Genomic DNA, 24,053 nt, shown 5'->3' on the forward strand with positions numbered 1-24,053 from the left:
TTTGCGCAGCGAAACTATTTTCAGCTTGTTAAGCTATTGTTACCGCAGTTTTACCGTACTATTATTTTGACAGGTTGTAGCGTACACCGAGGCTGATGGTGGTACCATATTTATAGGTGTTCATCAATTTGTCAACCGAAGGATCATACACTGTTTTTGACGGATTTGCCTCATACTTATAATACCATGAGAACGGCTGCGCAAACACATCGCTAACCGTCAGCTTGGTTTCAAACCGGTTATTCAGGAACTTTTTGCTTACCTGCAAATCCAACACATCTCGTGGTTTTTCGAAAATGTTCCGTCCGGCCGAAGAAGCTGCCCGAAACTTCAGGCGTTGGCCAATGCGATTGTACAGCACATTGAAAGAAAAGTCGTCATTGTCGGCACTGTACGTCAACCCACCGTTCACCAAGTAAGGCGACTGACCCTGCATGGGGCTGTTGATGCTTTCACCGTTGAACTGCACCGATCCTTTCAGCAATGAAGCATTGCTGTAAAATGTCAGGTGATCGAGGAAGGCATTGTTGAAAAACGTCAGCCGCTTTCTCAACTCCAGTTCCACTCCATAAACCGTTGCATTGTCGGCATTGGCAAAGCTCAACACATCGTTGCCCAAATTGGTTTGCTCAATGGGGTTTTTGAAGTATTTGTAAAATGTGCTTACCGAAATAATCTCACCTGGATTGGGAAACCATTCATATCGCAGATCGGCATTGGTGTTTTTGCTGCGCACCAGGTTGTTGTTTCCCTGCACGATAAAATCATTTTCGTAATCGTACACCCGGTAGGTTGCCAGTTCTCTGAACTCCGGACGGTTGACAGTTTGCGAGCCTGCTGCACGAAAATTGGCTTTCGGTGTCAGAGCATAGGTGAACAGCATTGACAGAAGAATGTCGGTATTGTCAAGGGAGACTTTCGCCTTTCCTTTTGTATTCAGTTCCTGCAGGTACTTCTCGGCCCGAACACCCCAGGTCAGTTTCACTTTGTCAGAAAAACGGTTGTCCAGCATCACATAGCCCGAATTCAGCAAACCAGTTCCCGTATAATCAGTTGCAGAAGCGGCAATGGGTGCATAGATCATTCCATAGTGGTCGATATTTTCGGGAGAAAGCAGGGTACGGAAAGTGGTCGATTTTGTTTCCGGAATGGTGGCTCCCCTGAAATCGGTGGACGCAAGTCCCAGCGCATTGACCTCAACGTTGCGGTCGCGGTAATAGTTGGCTGTACCCACTTTCAGTTTTTGCATCTGGCCTTTCCATGTGAATTGCTTCGCAGCATTCAGGTTGGCTCCATAAATATTTTCTTTAAGGAAGGAATAAATACGGCCGGCATCCTTGATCACGGGTGAGTTTTGGTTATTGAGGCGTAGGAAGTAGTTTTCCGAATTGGGTTCAGTGACGAAACTTAAAATATGCTGGTCAGGCTGCCAGCGATAAGTAGCCCCGAATGAGCCGTTCCAATCAATCGTCCAGGCCTTGCCCAATGTGTGTACACCTTCCAACACCGAGTTAAAGATGCCGTTTTGTGTCGCTTCGGTATTCTGGCTTTTATAGTTAAAGGTGAAGCCCTGGTTTTCCACGTTACGGCCAAAGCGCTGCGAGAACGAACTCACAAAGTCATTATTGAACAAATTTTTCAGCGAGATTTTGTTCTTCCCGTAAGAGTACGTCAGGTTCAGCAGGGCCGACAAGCTGCTGCGCATGTCGTAGGTATTGGTGTTGTAATAATAGTCCTGCATTCGGTAGGTTTCCCATTCATCCCTTGTCCGTTCAGCCACCCGGCGGCCGTTATTGTAATTCAGGGCATATATATATCCGAGCTTATTGCTTTCGTTCAGCAGTTTGGTGTTGCCACCTGTGTACGCAAAACTGAAATTCGGCTGACTTTGATTGCCGGCTTCCATACCGTAGGCATTTGGAAACTGCTTGGTGATCGCCAGTTTGGTTCCATCACTCAGGTTACTATAGGGTGAGCCGCGGTATTTGTAATAAGAACCGGGAATCAGGCGGGAATTGTCAAAAAAGCCCAAAGCATCAAGGCCGCCTTGCGGATATCCTTTGTAGAAATTTTTAAACGTCGTCAGCGTATTGTAGCCCGCATTAAACGATACTTCCGAAATAGGCCTTGACGGATAATCACGGGTGGTGATTTTTACGGCACCACCGGCAAAATCTCCTGGCAGATCCGGTGTGGGTGATTTGTAGATGGTAATGTTATCAATCAATGAAGACGGAAGAATGTCAAATGAAAAAGCCTTTTTATCTGGTTCTGTGCTGGGAAGGACAGCGTTGTTCAGTTGTGATGAATTGTATCGTTCGCTCAGGCCGCGAATGACAACGAATTTGTTATCCTGAATGGCCGTACCGCTGACCCTGCGAAGGACTTCACTGGTGTTGCGGTCAGGCGATTTTTTGATCACTTCTGCAGAAATAGCATCGGAAATAGCCGAAGCATTCTTTTGGACGGTGTAAAGAGATGCTACACTTTCTCTTCTGGCATTGGCTTTCACCACAATTCCGGTCATTTCAGCCTTTGCTTTTTCCAGGGTAATCGTTAAGGGAGCACTGTCTGTCCCTTGGACATCGCTAACAACTTTGGGCTGATAGCCCACATTGGTCACTTTGATTGCATACGTTTTTCCTGGTGCTACGGCCAGAAAGAAAACACCTTCCACGTCTGTTTTTGTTGCCACCGCGCTTCCTTCGATGGTGATGGTTGCTCCTACCAACGGCGAATTGTCGGTTGCGTCAGTTACCTTCCCCGTAATTTTTGTTTTGGCCTGCGAATAGCCGAGGGTTGTGATCAGTAAAGAGAAAATGAAAACAAAAGTACCTTTCATGATTTGATTGATTGACCGTGGCAAAAGTAGAAAGGCCGTGTGACGGGAAGCTTACTGGCTCATTAAGTTATTGTAAATGCAGTATTAAGAAATTATGACCGCAGGATTAATTTAGTTTTATTCTACTGACCTTGTTGGATTTGTATCATATGCCGGCTCTATTTTTGGCTCTACCAGATTTTACGAATGAAGCAGAGGACGGATTTTGCGTTGGTCGCTGAACTTTATCAGCGTTTTCAAACCATCGGCACATACCAGGAGAAGTTGCACTTCTTTGATTTGCACTGGGGCATTCTTCCCTTTACCCCTCCTCCGTTCGACCCGGAACTGACCTGGCTTTTGGCTAACAATTCAGCGTTGGACCTATTCAGTCTTCTTCTGCTGGAACAGGACCGGAGGAAAAACTACTATACCAAGACGATTAACCATGCGAAAGAAACTTTCATCTTTTCCGTCAATCCCGTTTCAAAAAGCCAGCGTATTGTTCTGAACAGGCATATTATTATCAAGTTTTTGAACACGTTTACCGCCTGGGAAAAACTAGAACGAACGTCGTCACCGGACGAACATGCGCCGGTCGGATGGAAGGACAAATTAGAAAATGCAAACAAGACTTTGCGTCTGTTGCGTGATAAGATAGCAGAAAATACTGACCAGCCAATGCAGGCCAGATTTCTCCATGTATTTTTTAAAGGCTATGCTGATAAAATTCTAAATGAGGAAGTCATCTCCAAGCGTAAACGGTTTGTTGAATTGTTTTTGTATGCGCAGGGGCTGCTTTATGCACAATATTTGGACCTGCTCGAAAAAAAGGCAAAGCACTGTGAAGCACCACCGGCCTCTGTTCACTCATTACTGAGCAAGAAGCTTCAAGTCATGGAGAAGATGGGATTCTTCAGCTTTCTAAAGACCGAACTACACAAAAAAAACGGAAATAAGAACCAGCTCGTTAAAGAAATCTACTTTCTTCTTTCCGCTCACCGGTCGCTGCCCACAAAGGACGAAAATATATTAATTGAAAACTTTTTGCTTGCAGACCGCAGGCCCACCAATGGAGGAAAATAAACAGAACGGTTACTTATTTGCTAGTAAAGCCTTTTATAGCACCCATCTTTTTACTTCTTTGCACTTTAGAAGGAACGAAAATGCGGCTCTTCGACCTGTGATTTTCGGGTAGAAAGTGGTAGCTGGATACGTCAACTTCAGGCTCAATGCTGTATCTCTCCGACCACTAGAGTCGCTTTAAATTATAATAATTTAAGAACCTTTGAGCCGTAAGTAGTTTTACAATCAGTCATTTCCTTGCAGTGCTCATTCCACTTCACCCGGGCAGCGAGTAATTGGTTGTGGACGCAATACTTCCTTCTACCCGGTTTACGTGAATGCACAGGCCAGATCATGCTATTCCCAGATGCTTCAGTTTTCGAAAGCAAATTCCCCGATCCTTTTCCGCATGCATAAGGGACATATAGAAAATGAACAAGCGCTGCCAAACCGGGCTACTTTTCATTTGTTTGGACGTAAGACCAATAACCTGAATTTTGCTTCAGATGATCCGGCGTGTTCGACACCCCGTATATTGCTATCTGTCGTATTGGAAAGACCCGCTTGTTTTTGTCGGAACTATCTTCCTGGTCCAGCTATTCTTATCAACAAATGGAATCAAGTCAGTCCTTCTTTGGTCCTTCCATGAGAAATCAAAACAGATTCTCTATCCAGGTATACTGTTCAGGATTACCGATGGAATTATAAACCGAATAAATGGCACTTTTGGAAAGCACATCGCCGACCACATTCCCTATAGACAGACGAAGCCCATAGGTGGAGATGACATGAGAGTTCATTGCCAACGTAAGGCTGTTATCCAGGAATTTTTAAATGCGCTTGAAGTGTTCGCTGCAACGGCCAAGATCATCGTTCCAGGTAGTTCCCTGGCGCTTCTGCATGTTGTAGGAGGATTTTCGCTTCGCCATTCAAAGCGAGAATAAGCTCCAACGAAGGCTGGTAGTCAACACATGAAAAAGCCAGGCTTATTATTAGCCCGGTGCATAATGCCGTCTTTTTTCTCCCATGCATCGTCAAAATATTTTTATGCAAATCCGAAAGAATAGGAGGGCTATTTTTACCCCTCAACAATTTCATAATAATTCGTAAACGCATTTGTAATCAAATGTTTACATACTGCTAAAACAGAACCTTCTACCTTCCGCCGCCAGGATATATTTTGTAATTATCAATCTATGAGAGCAACCTTTCTTTTTATTCTTTGTGGTTTTGTTTTGCAGGCAGCAGCACAGAGCCGCTTTCTAAAATCAGCAGCTCAGCATTCACACAACGACTACGAACAAGCTGTCCCTTTTTTCACCGCCTATCAGCACCAATTTGAATCCATCGAAGCCGATATCTTTTTAGCCAATGGGCAATTGGTGGTGGCGCACGATTCATCGGAATTGAAAAAAGGCCGCCTTCTTTCCGATCTGTACCTCGCTCCACTTGCAAAAGTCATAAGAGCCAACCAGGGATTTGCTTACACGGAAAAGGACCAACCGCTTCAACTCCTGGTTGACATTAAATCAGAAGCTTACAGCACCTTACATTCCTTGATATCACAGCTACAGGATTTTCCGGACATCATTCACTGTCCGACTCTCCGGGTTGTCATCAGCGGCAATCGTCCAAGAGAAGCGGATTATAGCCGGTTTCCTTCGTTTATCTATTTTGATGGAACGCCAAACCAAGCATATACTGAAGAGGCTCTGAATAAAATTGCCATGATCAGTGACGATTTTCACCACTATTCAAAATGGAAAGGATCAGGCCGTTTACCTGCAGAAGAAAAAAACAAACTGGTACAAGTCATTCAAAAAATACATGCACGCCATAAACCTTTTCGCTTCTGGGGTTGCCCTGACGGGCCCTCCGCCTGGAAACAGTTTGTCGAATTGGGTGTGGATTATATCAATACCGATCGTATTGAAAGGTTATCCTCTTTTCTTCAAAACGCTTCTTCCGCAAATTCACTCTCCCGGAATGACAGACTGACGCTGATGCCGTACAACCGTCTGATCCGAAGTGCAGGAAAAGTCATTCCTTTTGGCGATCCTGCGCTGGAAAACCATGCCCTCGATGTGACGTCGCTGCCCAATGAAAATCTTGTTGTGGTGGAAGACCGTTACAGCATTGTTGTGCTTGACCCCATTTCCGGGAAGATCGTTGACCGCTTCACCTTCAGGCAGGATGCCCGGTTTAAGAACTTTATGAGTACGTATTCAGGTATTAAGACTTTCACTACCGACCTTCAAACTTTCATTGTCTGGAGTGCAGCGGAAGGAAACGGCAGCCATAGTTTTCTGATGTATGCGCAATGGCAGGGAAAAATCAGCAACATCGGTTCTGTTCCTTTTGATAATAAATCACCAGCCCCCAATGCCATTCCGAATGAGATCTGCATAGCAAATGAAAAAGGGATCACCTATGTCTATGTCGTGCTGAACGGAAACAATGAACTGGTAAAGCTTAAATGGTCAGATAAATCCGTGATATGGAAAGCGCAGACCGGTGTGGCGCCTTATGGCATTACAAAGGCAAATGGAAATCTTTATGTCACCAACTGGGCCGGCCCTTTAGCAACAGACTCCACAAAAGAAAGAACTGGCGTTCCCTGGGGGCCTGGCTTATACCGATCCGAAAACTGGCGCTACCGCAAGAGGTACCGTTTCCATTTTCCGCGCCTCGGATGGAAAGCTCCTCAAAGAAGTGGAGACAGGCCTGCACCCGAATGCGATCCTGGCCGGTTTGGACGGACAATATGTTTATGTCTGCAACGGCTCCAGTGACCAAATTTCTGTCATGGATACACGCTCTTTTAACATTGTAGAAACAATTGCAACCGGCATTTTCAAAAACCAACAGCAAACGAAAGGCAGCTCGCTAAATGGCTTAGCGCTAAGTAAAGACAATCGCTATTTGTATGTATCAAATGGACTGGACAATGCGGTTGCCATCATTTGGTTGGGCAAGCATTCCGCAAATCGCCTCCTACAAAAATCACTGATCACCGGTTCTATTCCCACAGAAGCCTGCCCTGCCGGCCTGATGGTAAAAAACAATTTACTGGTTGTAGCCAACCTTGAATCAACCGGCGCTCACGTGTCTATGCCTCCCAAAAACGCCATGGTCATTGACAACCAACTAGCATCGGTGAGCATTATTCCTCTTCCGTCGGCACCAGAACTGAAGAACTACACCCGTCAGGTCTATCAGCAAAATATGATGAGCCGATTGCAGGAGACAAACCTACCCCCCAGAAAAGGCACCGCACCACAGCCCGTACCGCAGCGATTGGGTGAGCCGTCAGTGTTTAAGCATGTCGTTTACATTATCAAAGAAAACAAGACCTATGACTAGGTGTTTGGTGATATGCACCAGGGCCGGGGCGACAGCAGTCTTTGTGTGTTTGGAAAAAAGATCACCCCAAACGAACATGCCCTTGCCGAACAGTTTGGATGGATGGATAATTACTATGCCTCCGGCAAATCCAGCGCCGAAGGACACCAGTGGACAGATGCCGCTATGGTTTCCGACTACGTTGAAAAAAATGTAAGAGCCTGGCTTCGGAGCTATCCGCACCGCCAGGAAGATGCGTTGGTGTATAACAAGCGGGGGTTTATCTGGAACCAAGCCATGGACCATGGTAAAACCGTGAGGATTTATGGAGAGGCCTGCACAACCGTTTATGATAAAAAACTAAAGTGGCCTGATCTCTATGCGAAATACCAATCAGGCACAAAGCCCTTCTGGCACAACACGACGACCATTAAGCGGATTGAGAACATCATTGCACCCGCTTATCCCGATTGTGACAACCTGACCTTCAGCGACCAACAGCGGGCCACGGAATTTATAAAAGAATGGGAAGCATTTGAACAGAACAATAACCTTCCTGAGCTGATGGTACTGTCCCTGCCAAACAATCATACTGTTGGCACCTCACCCGGCTGGCCTACGCCGAATGCGATGGTGGCAGACAATGATCTGGCGCTGGGAAGGATTATTGAAAAAATCTCGCACAGTAGATACTGGGACTCGACGGTCATCTTCGTCACCCAAGATGCCTCGCAAAGTGGTTGGGATCACATTTCTGCGTACCGTACTATCGGAATGGTGATCAGCCCTTATTCGAAGCCAGGCGTGACAGCCACAAACTACAATCAAACCTCCATGGTGCGTACCATTGAACAGATCCTGAGTATTCCGCCCATGAATGTCATTGATGCCACAGCAACACCTATGTTTGATTGCTTTAATCCCGTAAAAAGGGATTTCCGGTTTACGGCAATGACCAACAACGTTCCCTTGGATCAAATGAACGCTGCCCTAACGCAACTGAAGGGGAAGGAGCGAAAATATGCGCTGGAATCCTTGAATGAACTGTTCAACGAAGTGGACGGTGGCAAAGACGAGGCGATGAACCGTATTATCTGGAATTATGCCAAGGGCGATCAAAAGTACCAGGCCATCAAAAAACAGCCAAGCCAATGAACACAATTTGCAGATTTCTTTAAAAACATAAGACCAGGCAGATGAAGTATTTTAATTTTCATGTTTATGGCAGTTTGCGTATGGCCTTTGTTCTCGTTACCAGGACTGTCTTTGTGTTAGGCCGATGCTTACAAAATACGGCAGCAATGAAGCCAAGTTCAACCGTTTAACATGGTGCATTCATGCATCAAATATCATTTCACACAAACGTGATGTTTTGATAACATTCTGTTCGCACAGTTTTGCAGCACAAAGCAGTCAAGTATTTGCAATCGAAGCGTTATTTTCTCTTGTGTACCCGCTGTTTCTACAGCGGGTCTTTCTGTTATCGGCTTTTAGAACGGAACAATAGCACCTGCATGAAATTACGCTTCCTGCCCGGTGGCAAGCGGCTTTGGCCAAAGCACCAGGATGAAAATGAACAGGACACTACGTTCCGCTCCTGAAAGCGTTGAGAAGGAAAACAACGTCACTGCCCGGCCTTCTGACGAAGATCCTCGCTTATTCCCTGAAAACACTTCCCCGGCGGGAAAGGTTGCGATCATGGGAAACGCCAGGGCCGGGTTTACCAGTCATCAGAAAACATAACAAGGATTGCAGGTTTTGATCGAAGCCAGTTTTAGCCGGTTGTTTTTTTGAGTAACAACACGCTTTGTTAGTTTTTCTCTTCGTTGATCGCCCAACGGTTTATTGCGTTGTAAGGCCCCTCCACAATGATCTTGTAAAAACCTGAAGGCTTGTCCTTTACATCTATCAGCAGGTGTTGTTTCGCTACCGGCACTTCGCCTACCAACTGGTACGTGTCCGTTTCACCGGCTGTCATGTTGTTGGCCGTTGCCAGCCAGATCTTCGCTGTGCCTTTTGCACCATACGCCTGCCAGGAAACATCGATGCTGTTTTGGATGAGCACTGCTTTTGGATGCGCCACCGAAACAGCACCGCTGAGCGGCACGCCATCGATCTCCCGCTCCTTCGGGATGGGAATCTTCAGATGCCTTGCAATGGTGGGAAGAATATCAACAATGCCGGGTTGAGCATACTACGTATAGGCGTTGATGCGTTTCAGGTTGGTCACCATCCAGGTCGTCCGCTGCCTTGGTGATTGCCCCCCGTGCCCCCTGCCTGTTTTTTCATCGCGGCCATGATCGGTGGTGATGAAGATGAGCCAGTCTTCGCCAAATCTTTTTTGCCGCTCCTGTATGGCCGCCCAGATGCGGCCAATTTGCTGATCCATTTTTTCCACCGCAGCATAAAACTGCGGGCTGTCACCGTACATATGGCCCATATCATCGGTGTATTCAAGATACATCCACGAAAGCTCAGGGGCCGATTTTTTAATCGTGGCAACAGCATCGGTTGCGACCTGCTCGTCAATCCGGTGCATAAAATCGCCCGCTTTGTCGTGCGGAAAACGAACCGTATCCAGTTCATATCCATCGAAGTGATCATCGAGTTGCAGGTTGCCGGTTTGCGGCAGCCCCTCGCCTACGAACTTGGTGCGGTTGTCGGTCCAGCTTGAAAAAACAGCCGTTTTTCCTTTCGGGTACTGCTCTTTGTACAGGCGGAAGATCGTCCAGTAATTGTAGTTCGGTTCCTTGATATTGTTGTCCCACACGTTGTGCTTATTCACCCAGGTGCCGGTAAGTAAACTGTTGTAGCTAACAGCTGATATCGTGGGGGTTTGCGGCGAATAGCCATCTTTTTCGCCACCCACGTAAGCCCTCCTGTAATGGCCTGTTGCTGCAATCTGATCCAGATTGGGTGTCGCCACTTTCTCCACCACATCGGCCGGTATGCCATCCACGATAATAAACAGGGCTTTTTTTGCCCCTTTTTGTGCACTGGCGGTGAGACAAAACAATAAAACCGTAACTGAAAAAATGCCGTTGCCCTTCATCCTCATCATGTGTTTGAAGACTAAAATTTAGTTATCCGGTCGGATCTGAGTTGCTGTTGTCAATCCACTTACTTTTTTGGTTTTTCTTTTTTCTTGTAATGGTCCTCCCGCTGCTCGTCCTCGTCATCCATCTTCGGGCCTTGCTCTATTTTGCGCCAGTCGATGGTGCGGCTGTAGCGATCCATAGCCCTTTGCGGATCAAACACCCGCTTGTCCGGAAAAACAAACGTGTACGGTGCGTAATCGGGCTTATCGGTGAAAAAGTCCTGCAAAAGCGTGGCCGTTGCATCATACTGGTTGACGTAATTTACCCCAAGGATGTTGTAGATCGTTTTCAGGATTGAACCAAAGTTGGCATGTGTGTGACTGGTGTAACCACGCTTCACATAAGGTCCTGCCATCATCAGCACGCTGCGGTGTGCATCTACATGGTCCACGCCACCCTGCGGATCATCTTCAGTAATGATCACCAGCATGTTTTTCCAATAGGGTGTACGGGAAAGAAAATGCAGAATGCGACCAATGGCCAGATCATTGTCGGCCATGTAGGACTGCAGATAGGGATAGCCGTGCTCCGGTCTTGGTTTGGCACCATGATCGTTTGGAACCTGCATGGTCAGCAGTCGCGGCATTTTCTGCTTTCCTTTCAACCATAGGCGGGTAAATTCCCGTTCGAACTGCTCCATGCGGAACTGGTCGGGAATGTTGGTGTTGAAGCCGGCATAATCGTGGCTGGTGCGTAGAAACAAAGCCTTTTGCATGGGCACCATCACACCATGCGCCGCACCAGTGGCGGTGTCCTGCCATTCTTCCCGCACATGCGCCGTTTCGTTGGCCTCGCCGAAATTGTAAAAGGAAACGCCGCTTCGTTCCAAGGCTTCCCAGAGGCCACCTATCTCCGCATAATCTTCCGGGTCTATGCTGCCTGTGGAACCAGGGAAACGACGGCCTGGTGCTTTGGAAAAAACCTTTGCAGTTTTGCTTACGCTGGAATTGGTTTCCACCCATTCGTTGGGGACCACACCCATCATCCAGTGGTGCCCGTGAATAGACGCATCGCTGTCGCAATAAAAATTATCCGAGAACGAAAACTCCTTTGCCGCCTTGGCGTGATTGGGCATCACATCGGCATGCAGCACAGTATCCATCTTTGAAAAAACATTCACGTTGACGCCAAAGCGGGCCAAAGTAAGATCGCCTTTGCCGGTAGGCATCTGCCCGAGCACCTCATCGTAAGTGCGGTTTTCCTTCGTGATGTAAACAATGTATTTGATAGGGCTTTGATACGATTTTGGCAGTGGAGGCAGCGGATTGATTTTGTTCACTGCAACGGTAGCCGGTTGAAACGTATTTTGCAATGTTTGCCTCGTGTACGCCGTCAGTTGGGAAGCATCGGGCATGCTGATTTTTTGAAACGTGCCGAGTTGAATGTCGCCAATGTAGGTGCCCTGCACTGGAACTGTAAAATCTTTTCCGCCATTCGGCCCGGCGCCATGTCCACGGCAACTGATCACGTAGAGCTCTTTTTCATCGGCGGATAATTTCACCCTTGCCGGACCCCAGCCAGTTGGGACCAATCCCTTGGTGGTTCCTTTCTCCACATCCACCACCGCAACGGCATTAAAACCAAGTAAAGCCACATACAAGGTTTTTTCGTCTTTACTCAGTGTTAAGCCAAAAGGCAAGAGACCACGGTAGTGATCAATTCGTGCATCCACTTTGATGGGAATTTGGCGAACAATCCTGTGTGTACGATAATCTATTACTGAAATATTATCGTTGGTCGCATTGGTTACATAAGCATATCTGTCACCTACGGCAATCGAGTTGGGACTGGCGCCACCCACCACTTCGGCATCTTCCACCATCTCGCCGATCTGGTAACCGGTTTTGAATTTGTCCATCACTTTGTTGGTTGCCAGCTCAATGGTAAACACACTCATCGCTTCCGGCGAATTCGGTGAACCCACGCCGGGAATTTTCCGTCCCTCCACTTCCGTTCCTTCAATGGATTCTTTGGAATTGTTCGCATACGGATGATGGGAGATTAGCAGCGAATCATAATTCTTTTCATTAGCACCTTCGATCAGCGGATAGGCATACATGCCCACATTGGCAACAAAAGCCAGCTTTTTGTCTGGGCTTAACGTGAGACCAAAAGGCTGGCGACCGACAGGAATAGAAGCCGTGATTTTTTTAGAACTCAAATCAATACGCACCACGCGAAAATTGCCACGATCCAACACCAGCAACTCATTGTTGCTGTCGTTGTACAAAAGATCGGAGGTGAAGCTGTCATCAAAGATTGTGTTGCCCACTCTCCCATTTAAGGAAATGGAATCCAGCCGCACCATGCGTTCAATGTCGTAAAGGAGAACCGCACCGTTGTCGCCGCCGCTGAGGAAAACCGTTTTATTGTCTTTGAACGCCACGCCAAGAAACGAACCGTTGGAAAAAGGTGAAGCAAAGGTTTTATCATAGCTCGGTACACGAACGGTTTGCAGGCTGGCGAGATCAATCACTGTAAAAACGCCATTGTGAAGGGTGATGGCTTTTTTTCCATCCGGTGAGATGGACATACCAAAGGGATCGTGTGTGATCGTGATGGTTTGTCCGGCCGGTGTTACATAACGGCCACTGGGCAATACAGAAGTACCGTTGCGATCAATGTGCGTGTATTCAGCGATTCCCGGCACCTGCAAGGTCGTGATGGTTTTCGGGGCTGTTTGTGCGGCTGCCTGCAGCAGGGAAAGAGAAAGGGGTAAAGCAAAAAAAAGTCGCATTAGAAAAGAATACAAAAAAAAGTTTAAAATAAATGATGGCTAAACCGCGATTGACGGACCGGTCATTTGCTGCACCACTTCTTCGGCTAGTCCAAAGGACAGCGTCATACCGGCGCCACTCAAGCCGTTGATGATGGTCACGCCTTCTTCGGGTTGATGAATAAATTCGGTAGCGCCATCAGTGCTTTTTGGATAAATGCCGTTCCAGGTTTGCAAAATTTGCCAGTCCTTGAAGCGGGCAAATGTTTTCAAATAATCGAGGATCATCCGGTTGATGAACTCTTTGTCAAAGGGATCGTGCACCAGGCCGTATTCGTGGCTGTCGCCAACCGTCAGTTCGCCTTCGCCATTCTGCGACACCATTACGTGAATGCCCCACTTTCCGTAGTCAGGCATCGTTTGCTGGTAGTGTTGTTTCAACTGCGGCAACGTGGGGGCTACTTCAAACCCCTTGTAATGCGTCAGCGACAGTCCGCCGCAAAGCGAAGGACCAATGCGCCAGCCGTTGGGTTGCGCCATCAGGCGCATCATCTGCAGTTTGCATTTGGTGATGGCACTTGCGGTAAAAACTTCAGGATACAAAGTTTCAAAGTCGGCGCCGCTGCAAACATAAATTACATCTGCCTCCCACCTTCTTTTTCCGGAGGAAACAACCGGGTATTCTATGTTCGTAATGGCGGTGTTGAAATGGAACTGAACACCAAATTTCTGTTGCAAGTAAGCCGGAAGTTTTTCAATGGCCACGCGGGATTCTACAATCATTTCATCGGCGCACCACAAAGCGCCCAGCAAACCGTCCGTATTGACAGCTTCGCTTTGGCTGGTTGCCTCCGCAGCGGTTAACAATTTTACGGGGCGGTGCTTGCTGGCCTCAGCAAACTCCTGCAGCACCAGCCATTCCAACGGGTGATAAGCCAGGTGAAAGCTACCCGTCTCGCTGTACCACAACCCGGCTTCGGTGCAAACCTGTTTCCAAACGGCTTTGCTGCGCAGGGCTCTTTCGTATAATCCACCATCCGGCTGACCAATGGGCCACAACATCCCGAAGTTGCGGATGGACGCACCAATGGCTTTTTCGTTGCGTTCAAAAACGGCCACAGCATAACCCCTTTCCGCAAGGCTTTTGGCCGTTGCCAGTCCGACAATACCTGCACCAATCACAATGGCTTTTTCACGCTGCATAAACTTCTTTTATTGGCAAAGATGAAGAATGAAATTTTCGTTTATAGTAAATCGAAGCAACAACTGTCCCAACCATTCCGACAGATGAAACCAGAAAAACCGCACCGACGAAAAATGTAGTCCAGGATAATTGCAATCCGAGAAATTCTTTTAAGAACAACACAAGGACACTTCCCAAATACCCGAACGAATCAGCGATGTACATCATAAAGCCCACGTTGCCGGTCACTCTGTAGGAAGCGATCATCCGCTCGAAATACAGGGCATTGAAGGGCACGTAACTCAGATACAAACCCGTTCCGATGAGTGTCATCCACGCAACAGCACCAATGTCTTGCCGGGTAAATAAAACGGTAGCAATGAGCGCCAGCGCATAACCGGCCATGATGATATAATGATTGATCAAAAAGGCTTTGAAATTATCTTTCACCAGGATCAGGAGCCCCATACAAAACAGCACGATCAGCGAAACCGGGATCTCCGTTTTGGTGAAGATGGAAGGCTGGCTGCTGTAGCCCAACTCTGTCCAGAGTTCATTGGCAAAATTGTCCCGGAAATCACGCAGGATGGTTAAGAGAACATAGGTAAAAACAATCACGATAATCCCCGGCAGAAAGATGGACACAAACTGTTTTCGCTCATGCCCCGTCATTGGTTTTCGGACACTACGCAGGCGTACGTCTTCTTCGGTCGGTGGCGGCACATGATGCAGCAGCCAGGCAAACAAGATCATGGGCAACACAAACAGGCCTCCTGTAAAAAAAGGCATCCACATTTCGCTGACACCCCTGTTCACCACCAGGGACTTGCCCAGGCTTTTCACCACACCGGACGAAAAGATAAAACTCACCGACAGCACGGCGCCCATCAGTTCCGTGGTCTTTCTTCCTTCAAGATAACTGAACACCAGTCCCCATACCATGCCCAGTGGAAAGCCGTTGATAAAAAGAAAGAGTATGTTGTATGGCGACGGCGTCAGGGCAAAAAACAGAAGGGCAATCCAGGCAATCAAAATCAGGAGCACAATGGTGGCGGCACGGTTGGCGCCTTTCATCGCAGAGATGAAACGGATCCCGTAAAATTTGCTCAGCATGTAGCCAATCACCTGGGCCGTGACCAGCCAGACCTTGTAATCAATGTGCAAAAAATACTGCCCCTGGAAACCCGCTGCCGTAAACGGCTTGCGAAAGGCATACATGCAGAAATAGGTGGCAAACGAACACACCGCCGCATACACCGTGATCAGCCATTGCGGCATCCCGGACAGGCGTTGATGAAAGGAAGGAAGAAAAAACATCGGTTCAGGAATGGTTGTCGACAATCCGGAGCAACTCAGATAGATCATCAATGATAAAAGAAGGTTCGTAGGGTTCGAGTTCTTCTCTTTTAAAAGCACCGGTTGTCACACCAATGGAATACAGGCAATCGGCATTCTTTCCTTCATTCACATCCACCTCAGTGTCGCCAACCTTCACCACTTTTTTCGGTTCAATGATCCCGGCTTTTTGCATCATGTTGCGGATCATGAAAGGATGCGGCCGGCCGGCTTCAACTTCGTTGCTCGAGACCACATAATCCACCAGGCCTTTTTTCACCCAGCCTAATCTTTCTACTATGACTTCCGTAATTTCTTTGGAAAAGCCGGTGTTCAATCCCACTTTAATGTTGCGTTCCTTCAACGAATGAAAAACGTTTTCGGCATGCGGCAGGGACTGCAGGTCTTTGGTGGTTTGATAGTATTCCACCATCGACTCCAGGAAGCGCTGGTGAATCGTGTTGACAAATTCATCCGTGATCCTAACCTTATCCCCCTCGTACACTTCCAGCATTTTTTTGATAGCTTCTGTTTTCTTGTACCCCATCAGCGGGTTGATCTGCTCCAGCGGAATATGATAGCCAAATTCCCGCAGGGCTGTTTGAAAAGCAAGGGCAATAGCACCGGTGTCTTTCACGGTGGTGCCAGCAATATCAAATACGATAAGTTCTATGGTTGGTTGCATTTAATTTGTTGAATTGGCTAAGTATTCCTGTATCATGGTGCGGAAAAAAGAAAGAGGCAAAAGCGTTGCTTTTGTATCCTTGGCGCCCTCATCCCAAAAGCGCACCTTGATGATGTCGTGAAAATAAGGGTGCTGTTGAAACTCTCGCACTTCGTCCGCTGACATCGGTCCACCCTGCCATTGCAAGGTTTGTACACTGGCCGGTGATAATTTCTTTTGATAGTCCGCATCGGTTGCCACCAGGTAACGCTTGGCCGCCACATGCTGCTCCACGGCAGCACAAATGCGCTCCGGGAAGCCTCTCTCCCGCAAATAAGCGGCGCCGACACCTTCATGGTTCACCACGCCGTAAGTGCCCATGGCTTCGGTGGCCTGTTCGTGTTTGAGAAAGTGCCCAACGTCGTGCAGAAAGGCGCCCAGAATAAGTTCCGTATCGCAGGCATGGTCCATCGCCAGCATGGCGCACTGGATCATGTGCGAAGCCTGGGAAACAGGTTCGCCATCGTAGTCTTCGTCGCCATAACGTTCAAACAACCGCATGATCTCGTTGGCGGTTTGCAGGGCCTTGATAGCGGGTGTCGTTTCGCTCATGTATGATTAGATTTTTTGGTTGAGGTGATTATGGATTTCTGTTAAGATAAAGTATGGATTTAAAAACGGGACAGTTCTGTTAACGAACGCAGCAAAAAGTTACGTTTACGCAACTCCTTTTTTGAAGCAAAGAAAAACCGAAGCCTTCGAAAAAGCCTCGGTTTAAGGACAAGAAATTATTTGATCAGCCACATCACACCGTTGATGCCGTTCGATCCGCCATACTGCGCATCCAGTGTAGCTTTATAGTTGGCGCCATTCTGATTTTGTTCCGCAGCCGGGTATCCCCAGCGCAACGGAATGATGCCATTGTTACCTACGCCTGTTCCGCCCTGAAAACTCGGCATACTGGTTCTGCGATAGTTGAAATACGCCTCCCAACCGGAGTTCTGGAAAAAGGCAAGGTATTTCTGTACCAGGATTTGTTGCAAACCAGTTGTACCGCCGGCATATTTGACAGCAGGCTGGTTGTAATAATCGGTAAAGTTGAAAGTAAACGGATACGGCGCGATGTTGCTCAAGCCACCTGACTTCAGGAAGTAAGCGGTAAAGTTTGATTGGGCTACATCAATGCCATAAAAGTTCATTGATTCAACAATGCCTTTTTTATACCATGCTTCCGCATCGCCGGTGATCCAGCCGCGGTTGATGGCTTCGGCCATGTTAAAGCAAAGCTCCTTGTAACCGATCAGCACATCGGGTTCACCGGTAAAGGTGGAATAATACCGCTTCCGGTTGATGAAGGAAAACAGCCGGGCACTGGCTTCCGTTTCAATAATGTCAATGGACTGGCCAGTGCTTTCGCCTACGAAAGCACTGAAGTTGGTTGGATTCAGGTTGAGCGAATCAACGATCTTCCACGCCGGTTCAGCCGTGACAAACACACGGGGATCTTTCAGGTCGGTGAGTGTTTTGATATAGGTCTGCGCCATGCCATAGCGGGAAGACGTCGAACCGAAATTGTTTGCATGCAAAGCGTATTGGTTATACGTGGGCACATAGGTAAACTTGAAATCATCAGCCTGGCTGGTAAACACCGGGTATTTTGTGGGATTGTTCACGATGGCCGCAAACTGGCCGGGCACATTCAGGTCGGCGTCACTGGCTTTTTTGCTCAAGGCCATCAGCACCCGTAATTTAAACGAGTTCACGGTTTTTTGCCATTTGCGCAGATCACCGTTAAAGTAAATGTCCTGCACCGAACCGGCAATGGTGTTGTTACCTTCATTAATCAGGCTGGCAAAATGCGTGTTGGCGGTATCCAAAATGTTCAGCACGTACTTGAACACCTCTTTTTGCGGCGTGTACGATGGCGTAGGATTGTTAATGCTCTGCAACGCATCCGTCAGCGGAATGTCCCCCATCATGGACGACAGGTTATAGAAATACCAGGCCCTTGTAAACTTGCCAATGGCTTCATAGGGATTGACAGCGGGAAGGCCTCGGGTTGTCGCCTCTTTTTCCATCTGCACCACGTTTTTCAGGGCAATGTAACTGTCGAATGAGCCGCTCTGCCAGTTGTACTGGTTGTCGCCATAGTAGCCATACGCACCAAGGAAATATTGGTTGTATTTGTGCACGTTGTCCCAAGAATTGATGCCGCCCAGCGCCCCTTCTTTGCCGGTGCCGGAAATGTCTTTCAGCACCGCACCGAGGATCAGGTCGGGTGTTACCGTCGTAGCTTTGTTTGGATCGTGTTGCAGGTCGTTGATCTCTTTGTTGCAGGAGGTAAACACGGCGGCTGCCAGTCCTGCGAGAAATATATTTTTCAGAAGTTTCATTTTTCTTTTCTTTTTAAAATTAAAACACAAGGTTCAGGTTCACACCGTAGCTGCGGGTCGTGGGTGTCTGCAAATTGGAGCCGCTGTCTTGCGTATACTGGTCCACATCCACATCTTTGTAGCGGCTCGGGAAAAAGTACAGCAGGTTACGGCCCACCAGCGACAGGGAAGCCTGTTTGAAAAAGGCTTTGTTGCCAAACAGCGTAGACGGAAACGCATAGCTCAGCGACACTTCCCGCAGTTTTGCATAGGTCTTGCTGATCATGTCCAGATCGGGAATGCTGGCCATGCGGGAAACATAACCCTGAACGGATGTCGGATTTGTATTGGGGGATACCGTCAGGCCCTTCATGTTGGTGATCTCGCCGGTGATGGGGTCCAGCACGATGGGTGCACCGGTCAATACCACACCCTGGCCTACATACGAATAGGCGGCCGATCCCCTGGCATCGTTCGGACGGGCATCGCCGAAGGCACCTTCTGCAGTCTCAATGTGACGTCCACCCTGCAGGGTTTTCTTGCGCACATAATCTTCCATTACGCCACCCACCATGCCGTCAAACTGAAAGCGCAGGGAAAGGTTCTTGTAACCAAGTGTGTTCACTACCCCCCACTGCCAGTCCGGGTCGGCATGACCGTATACTTTCTGTGCCGTCACACCCAGATCAGAATAGCGCAGCAACAGACCAGATTTGGCGTCGTGCACCAGTTGCCCGTCAGGCGTTCTGACAAAGGCATTGCCGTATATCAAGTCGGTCCGGGTGCCATTCTTCACATAGTTGTTCGGATTGGAGTTGTTCACCCACACTTTTTTGAATGTAAACCAGTTGGCAGCCACGTTCCAGTTGAAGCCATTCGGGTTTTTGAAAGGCGTCGCATTTACGGCCACTTCCCAGCCATCGTTGGTGTAGGTATTGCCGTTGGTGAGGTTGGAATAATCACCACTCGCAGCCGACATTCCCTTCGATACAATACCGGTGTTCCGGTAATGATAGCGGGTGATGTCCACACCAATTGCATTTTTCAGGAACCGCAGGTCCAAACCGTATTCCCATGCTTTCCGACTGTTGGTTTTGATCAGCGGATCGATGGATTGATTGGAATAGCTGGCGCTGTTGATATTGTTGTAAGAAGGAGACAGCGTGTAGGTTCTTGAGAACTGGTAAGAAGGTCCGTCATACGGAGAAGGATAGGCATAGCCATATTCGCTACCCGGCAGACCGCTGATGTTCGGCGAGAAGGTACTGGCCGTACCACCGGCTTTACTTTCCGCAAAGGACGCTCTTGCTTTGACAAAAGAGATCGCCTCGGGAAGTTTTACATATTCGGAGATCACCGTGGCCAGGTTAAACGAAGGATAGAAGTACGTGTTGTTATTGGTTGGCAGTGTCGATGATTTGTCCACACGGCCGGTGGCATTCAACGTCACGTACGAGCCGTAACCCATGTCAAAAGAGTAATAACCACTCAACACTTTCATTCCCGAATTGAACGAAGTGGCCTGCACTGCATTCAGCGAGTTGGAGAAAGCGTAAATGCCCGGCACGTTGAGGTAGTTGGTGGTTGTATAGTTCGAGTTGAACTTGAAGTTGCGAAGGTTGGCGCCTAGTAAACCCTGTACATCCAGGAAGCCCAGGATGCGGTTGCGCTGGTATCTTGCCTGTGCTTCGATGTTGGTCTGGAACAGGGATCTTCTGTCCTCACGGTAATCACCCCAGGATGCACTGCGGTACGAGTTGGCCGAATACGGCACTTTTTCCGAATTGAAAAAGTCGTAGGCATTGACGCTGGGGCGCACCAGGAAGTCAATGTTGTTGTTCAACTTATAGTTCAGTGCCACATAACCGTACTCGTTGTTCATGTAATGACCGCGCAGCCACTCATAACTCATGAAATACGGGTTGTTGTAGCGCCAGTATTCCGCATATTTCTGCTGCACACCGACTTTGCCCGCCTGCCAGTAGTCACGCATGTCGGCAATGTTCCAGTCGGCACCGCCCCAAAGGGTCATGTTGTAGATGATGCTGTTGGGACCATAGTTCACGTCCGGCAGATTGGGCGTCGATTGCCGGTTGTAATTCAGATACGTGGTCAGCGTGAGCCGGTTGGTAAAACGCTGGGTCAGGTTGGCCGTTGCATTAAAGTTGTTCAGCGAGGTGTTGGGCACAATGCCGCGCTGGTAAGTATTGCCCACCGAAAAACGTGAATCGGTTTTCTCGGAAGAAGAACTCAGGGCCAGACTTGTGGTGGAGAGAAGCCCCGTTTGCAAAAAGCGCTGCAGGTTGTCCTTTCCTCTGGCTACCCATAGTGTGGGTTTGACGTGTCCTGTATAGGTTAAACCATTTTCAAATTTGGTCGTGTAGGTTTGGTTGGGATCGAACGGGCCGTCGTATTGCGGCAGCAAGCGGCCGTCCAGTTTGGGCCCCCAGCCTCCATCATAGTCATAATCGTTCACTCCACCGCCCTTTCCATCACCAAACGCATAGGTGCCATATTCACCGGGACCATATTCGTCCTGTACTCTTGGCAAAGCAATAAAACCTTTGCTAAACTGGTTGCTCGTGTTGAATTCAACAGTAAAGCCTTTTTTGTTCCGGCTGCCTTTTTTCGTGGTAATGATGATGGCACCGTTCTGACCGGCAAAGCCATACAGCGCCGCTGCATTGGGGCCTTTGAGAATAGTGAAGCTTTCGATATCATCCGGGTTTACGTTGTAGGTATCGGACGTCATCGGCACACCGTCTACCACGTACATGGGAGCACCGTCGCCGCGAAGGCTGATGCCTGGCGCATGCCCCATTTCCGGATTGATGTTCACCGACAAACCGGCCACGTTCCCTTTCAGGGAATTGAGGGGATTGGGTTCGCGGGCTTGTGTGAGGCGGCCGGCATCCACGGTTTGCGTGGCATAACCCAGGCGTTTGACTTCTTTTTTGATACCGGTGGCAGTCACCACCACTTCATTTAACCGTGCATCGTTTTGAACCAGGGCTATTGGCACAAAATCGCCGGTGATCTTCGATGAAATGGTTTGGTAACCGATAAAGCTAACGGTAAGGATATCGCCGTCATTAGCACGAATGGTAAATTCTCCCGCGGCATTGGTGGTCGTCACCGCTTTTGAATTCTTCACCGCAATTGTTGCCCCGGCAATCGGTGCCGCTGTTTGGACATCTGTTACTTTTCCCCTGATTGGAGCTGTTTGTGCAAAGAGCTGAAAACTGAAGGAAAAAGAGACAAACAAAAGGAGCAGCAGTTTGACCTTTGGATAGACTTGCTTCATAATGGAAAATGATTTCAGAGCGCAAACCTATCCGGGTTGTGTTAAGGAGATATTGTTTGTAAATTACGAAAAGGTTAACCAATATTAAACACGTAAATGAAATTTCCGCACGCATTAAACACAGTATTGGAAGCACAGGCTTCGCATTACTCAACTTATAGAAATGATGGATTACGAGGGATGTGATTTCGTCAAAAGGCAAACAACAAGCATCTCCGCATCGACTCTACCTGCGTTTTTGGGATTTTGCAACTTTCTTGCATCAAAGAAAAGGGAATCGCCTTCTTCCAAAACATAAACCTCATTGCCGATTGACTATTCTACTTTTCCTTTCAAAACGTATTTGAATTCGAAGGCTTCCGTGCGTTCGGCCGGCCGCATGCGGTAAATGAGTCAGCAATACAAAATCGAGATGATAGTCCTGAACTTGCGTGGAAAAGAGCCGCCGATAAGTGAATTCTTTAGTGTTTTCTTTTTCAAAGGGCCGCTAATTTTCTTTTTTCCGGACGATCACTTTCTGTTGTCCATCCCTGACATAAATGCTGGAGAAGAACTCATCCAGAATAATCTCCAAGCCCTTGATTAAACTTATCAAAACGTTCAATGAAGAAATGGTGCGGCAGTTTTCAATCTGCGAGAGCACCCCCTTGGTGATGCCTGCCGCATCGGCCAGTTGCTGCAACGTGACACGTTTTTCCGTACACATGTCCCGCAAGCGCTGACTGATCTGAATAATTACATCTTCCTGCACCATAGTAACGCTAAGAAATATAATTCGCTCCACGTTTCAGTTTTGTTATGCCTCCACGTAAATAATTGCTGAACGGCCTACCACAACGCGTCTATTGAACTTGCTCATGATTCATTAAGTCGTCGTTGCGATGTTCAGGCAAAGTAGTGAGCACTTAAACTTAGCGAGACGATGGGTTCATTCTGATCTTATACTTTCCGCCGCCATTTAAAAATGATCTTTGGGTAATGATTACTTGACATTCTGTTCATCTTAAAGAATCAATTTCAATTAAATTTCCGGCAAAGCACCCGGCCTCCACAGGTGTTGGATGTTTTGACTTCGGCATGATATACCTCTTTATGAAAACCCAAGAAAATTATCGCCGCAAAAAGAGAATCAGCAAAGCATTGCTTCGGGTGGTGATGCTGATTGGCTTTGCCGTCATCGCCTTAATGCTGTATTTGATGGACCGGTAGCCGGTTGAAATTTTTCAAGATGATGCAGTTCTTCAGCGTAATAATTCGATAAAGCTTCGCTAATATTCCCATAACCACTAGCGGGAACAGAGAACCTACTTTAGCATCGAAAAGCGATCTCTCGGCAAGGCATGAAAAATCAGCGAAAGAAAATTCTCTTTTTAGTTGGCTCACTCAACCAGAGGACACAGATGCACAAGATTGCCTTGTATCTTCCCGAATACGACTGCTTTTTCATCCAGTAGTATTCATCCAATCCCCTTGTGCAATTGGCCCTGAAAGGCGGTTTGCCCGAAGGAACTGTGTCGGGAAAAAGCTGCAACAACGTTCAGACCATTACCTGCAACAACTCAACCTGGCCAACGATTATGCGGTCGCCGTGTACAGGGACCGGTACGACATGGCAGTGTTTTGCTCCGATTTGTTGATTGACAAGGACCTGCAGAAGATCAAAACCGTTTTTGTGCAGGGCGGCATGACGGACCCGATTACACCGCTTGCAAAATGGTGCACAAGCTGGGACTGGCCCCTACTTTGCTAAAAACACCGCCCTGAATGGCAGCAGCGATTCCGTTGATCTTTATGGTGCCGCCTCGAAAGAATACCAAGAACAGTTTGCAGAACAGGGCACCAGTCCCGAAATTTTTTTTGACCGGCCTCCCGAATTACGACAACATTGGAAAATTAGCTGCCTGCAATTCCCTTCCGTTTCCGTTTTAAAAATTATCCAATACACCTACCCTTTTGTTGTAGAAGAAGTGGATACCATTCTTTGCGGCGTGTTTTCGGAAACAGAAATTGACATTGCCTGCGCCAGTTCAGTGGATCGCTAGCGTCATCCTCAAAAAAGACCTCTTCAACCGTCATTGAAAAACCAATACGGTGAAAATCCCGGAGTAAAGTGCAAACCTGCGTTAGATTAACAATACCCGCCTGAAGGAGAA

Annotated in this window: 15 protein-coding genes; 4 read left to right on the plus strand and 11 right to left on the minus strand. The window is 47.8% G+C overall.

Translation table 11 applies throughout. The annotated features are described in order from the left end of the window. Nucleotides 1-61: 61 nt before the first annotated feature. Nucleotides 62-2,842 carry a TonB-dependent receptor gene (locus D6024_RS25235; RefSeq protein WP_121357607.1) on the minus strand — a complete coding sequence of 927 codons (2,781 nt, stop codon included), beginning with the start codon at nucleotides 2,840-2,842 and terminating at the stop codon, nucleotides 62-64. Nucleotides 2,843-3,355: 513 nt separating this feature from the next. Here D6024_RS25235 and D6024_RS26950 point away from each other — a divergent pair. From D6024_RS26950 to D6024_RS25260, 4 genes are all read left to right on the plus strand, one after another. Continuing rightward, nucleotides 3,356-3,907: a hypothetical protein gene (locus D6024_RS26950; RefSeq protein WP_162945022.1), complete on the plus strand. Its 552-nt coding sequence runs from the start codon at nucleotides 3,356-3,358 to the stop codon at nucleotides 3,905-3,907. 1,175 nt (nucleotides 3,908-5,082) lie between these two features. Beyond that, a complete protein-coding gene (locus D6024_RS25250; RefSeq protein WP_121357610.1) occupies nucleotides 5,083-6,678 on the plus strand; it encodes a phosphatidylinositol-specific phospholipase C/glycerophosphodiester phosphodiesterase family protein in 1,596 nt (531 codons plus the stop codon). A 13-nt stretch (nucleotides 6,679-6,691) separates the two neighbouring features. Further along, entirely contained in the window at nucleotides 6,692-7,249 is a 558-nt protein-coding gene (locus tag D6024_RS25255; RefSeq protein ID WP_240410159.1) for a YncE family protein, read from the plus strand. Further along, on the plus strand, nucleotides 7,250-8,383 hold the full coding sequence (locus tag D6024_RS25260; protein WP_121357612.1) for an alkaline phosphatase family protein: 1,134 nt from the start codon (nucleotides 7,250-7,252) through the stop codon (nucleotides 8,381-8,383). A gap of 655 nt (nucleotides 8,384-9,038) precedes the next feature. Here the strand turns inward: D6024_RS25260 and D6024_RS27370 are convergent. The 10 genes from D6024_RS27370 to D6024_RS25310 form a co-directional block, all read right to left on the minus strand. Continuing rightward, nucleotides 9,039-9,335, minus strand: coding sequence for a hypothetical protein (locus D6024_RS27370; protein WP_240410160.1), 297 nt, complete (start codon nucleotides 9,333-9,335; stop codon nucleotides 9,039-9,041). 87 nt (nucleotides 9,336-9,422) lie between these two features. Next, nucleotides 9,423-10,289 carry an alkaline phosphatase family protein gene (locus D6024_RS25270; protein ID WP_240410161.1) on the minus strand — a complete coding sequence of 289 codons (867 nt, stop codon included), beginning with the start codon at nucleotides 10,287-10,289 and terminating at the stop codon, nucleotides 9,423-9,425. A gap of 59 nt (nucleotides 10,290-10,348) precedes the next feature. Next, entirely contained in the window at nucleotides 10,349-13,063 is a 2,715-nt protein-coding gene (locus D6024_RS25275; protein WP_121357614.1) for a YncE family protein, read from the minus strand. Between the two features lie 39 nt (nucleotides 13,064-13,102). Next, nucleotides 13,103-14,245 (minus strand): TIGR03364 family FAD-dependent oxidoreductase, encoded by a 1,143-nt coding sequence (locus D6024_RS25280; protein WP_121357615.1) that lies wholly within the window; start codon nucleotides 14,243-14,245, stop codon nucleotides 13,103-13,105. Beyond that, nucleotides 14,235-15,542, minus strand: a complete 1,308-nt coding sequence (locus tag D6024_RS25285; RefSeq protein ID WP_121357616.1) for a DUF5690 family protein — start codon at nucleotides 15,540-15,542, stop codon at nucleotides 14,235-14,237. The genes D6024_RS25280 and D6024_RS25285 overlap by 11 nt, the downstream gene beginning before the upstream one ends. A 4-nt stretch (nucleotides 15,543-15,546) precedes the next feature. Beyond that, the gene (locus D6024_RS25290) at nucleotides 15,547-16,245 is read right to left on the minus strand and encodes an HAD hydrolase-like protein (protein WP_121357617.1); all 699 of its coding nucleotides are present in this window, start codon (nucleotides 16,243-16,245) and stop codon (nucleotides 15,547-15,549) included. Next, nucleotides 16,246-16,836 carry an HD domain-containing protein gene (locus tag D6024_RS25295; protein WP_121357618.1) on the minus strand — a complete coding sequence of 197 codons (591 nt, stop codon included), beginning with the start codon at nucleotides 16,834-16,836 and terminating at the stop codon, nucleotides 16,246-16,248. Nucleotides 16,837-17,012: 176 nt separating this feature from the next. Continuing rightward, on the minus strand, nucleotides 17,013-18,617 hold the full coding sequence (locus D6024_RS25300; RefSeq protein WP_121357619.1) for a SusD/RagB family nutrient-binding outer membrane lipoprotein: 1,605 nt from the start codon (nucleotides 18,615-18,617) through the stop codon (nucleotides 17,013-17,015). A 19-nt stretch (nucleotides 18,618-18,636) separates the two neighbouring features. Continuing rightward, nucleotides 18,637-21,900, minus strand: a complete 3,264-nt coding sequence (locus tag D6024_RS25305; protein WP_121357620.1) for a SusC/RagA family TonB-linked outer membrane protein — start codon at nucleotides 21,898-21,900, stop codon at nucleotides 18,637-18,639. Between the two features lie 487 nt (nucleotides 21,901-22,387). Continuing rightward, the gene (locus D6024_RS25310) at nucleotides 22,388-22,684 is read right to left on the minus strand and encodes a helix-turn-helix domain-containing protein (protein WP_162945024.1); all 297 of its coding nucleotides are present in this window, start codon (nucleotides 22,682-22,684) and stop codon (nucleotides 22,388-22,390) included. Nucleotides 22,685-24,053: the final 1,369 nt, after the last annotated feature.

This window comes from Flavisolibacter nicotianae (assembly GCF_003628535.1).
Classification (GTDB): Bacteria; Bacteroidota; Bacteroidia; order Chitinophagales; family Chitinophagaceae; genus Flavisolibacter; species Flavisolibacter nicotianae.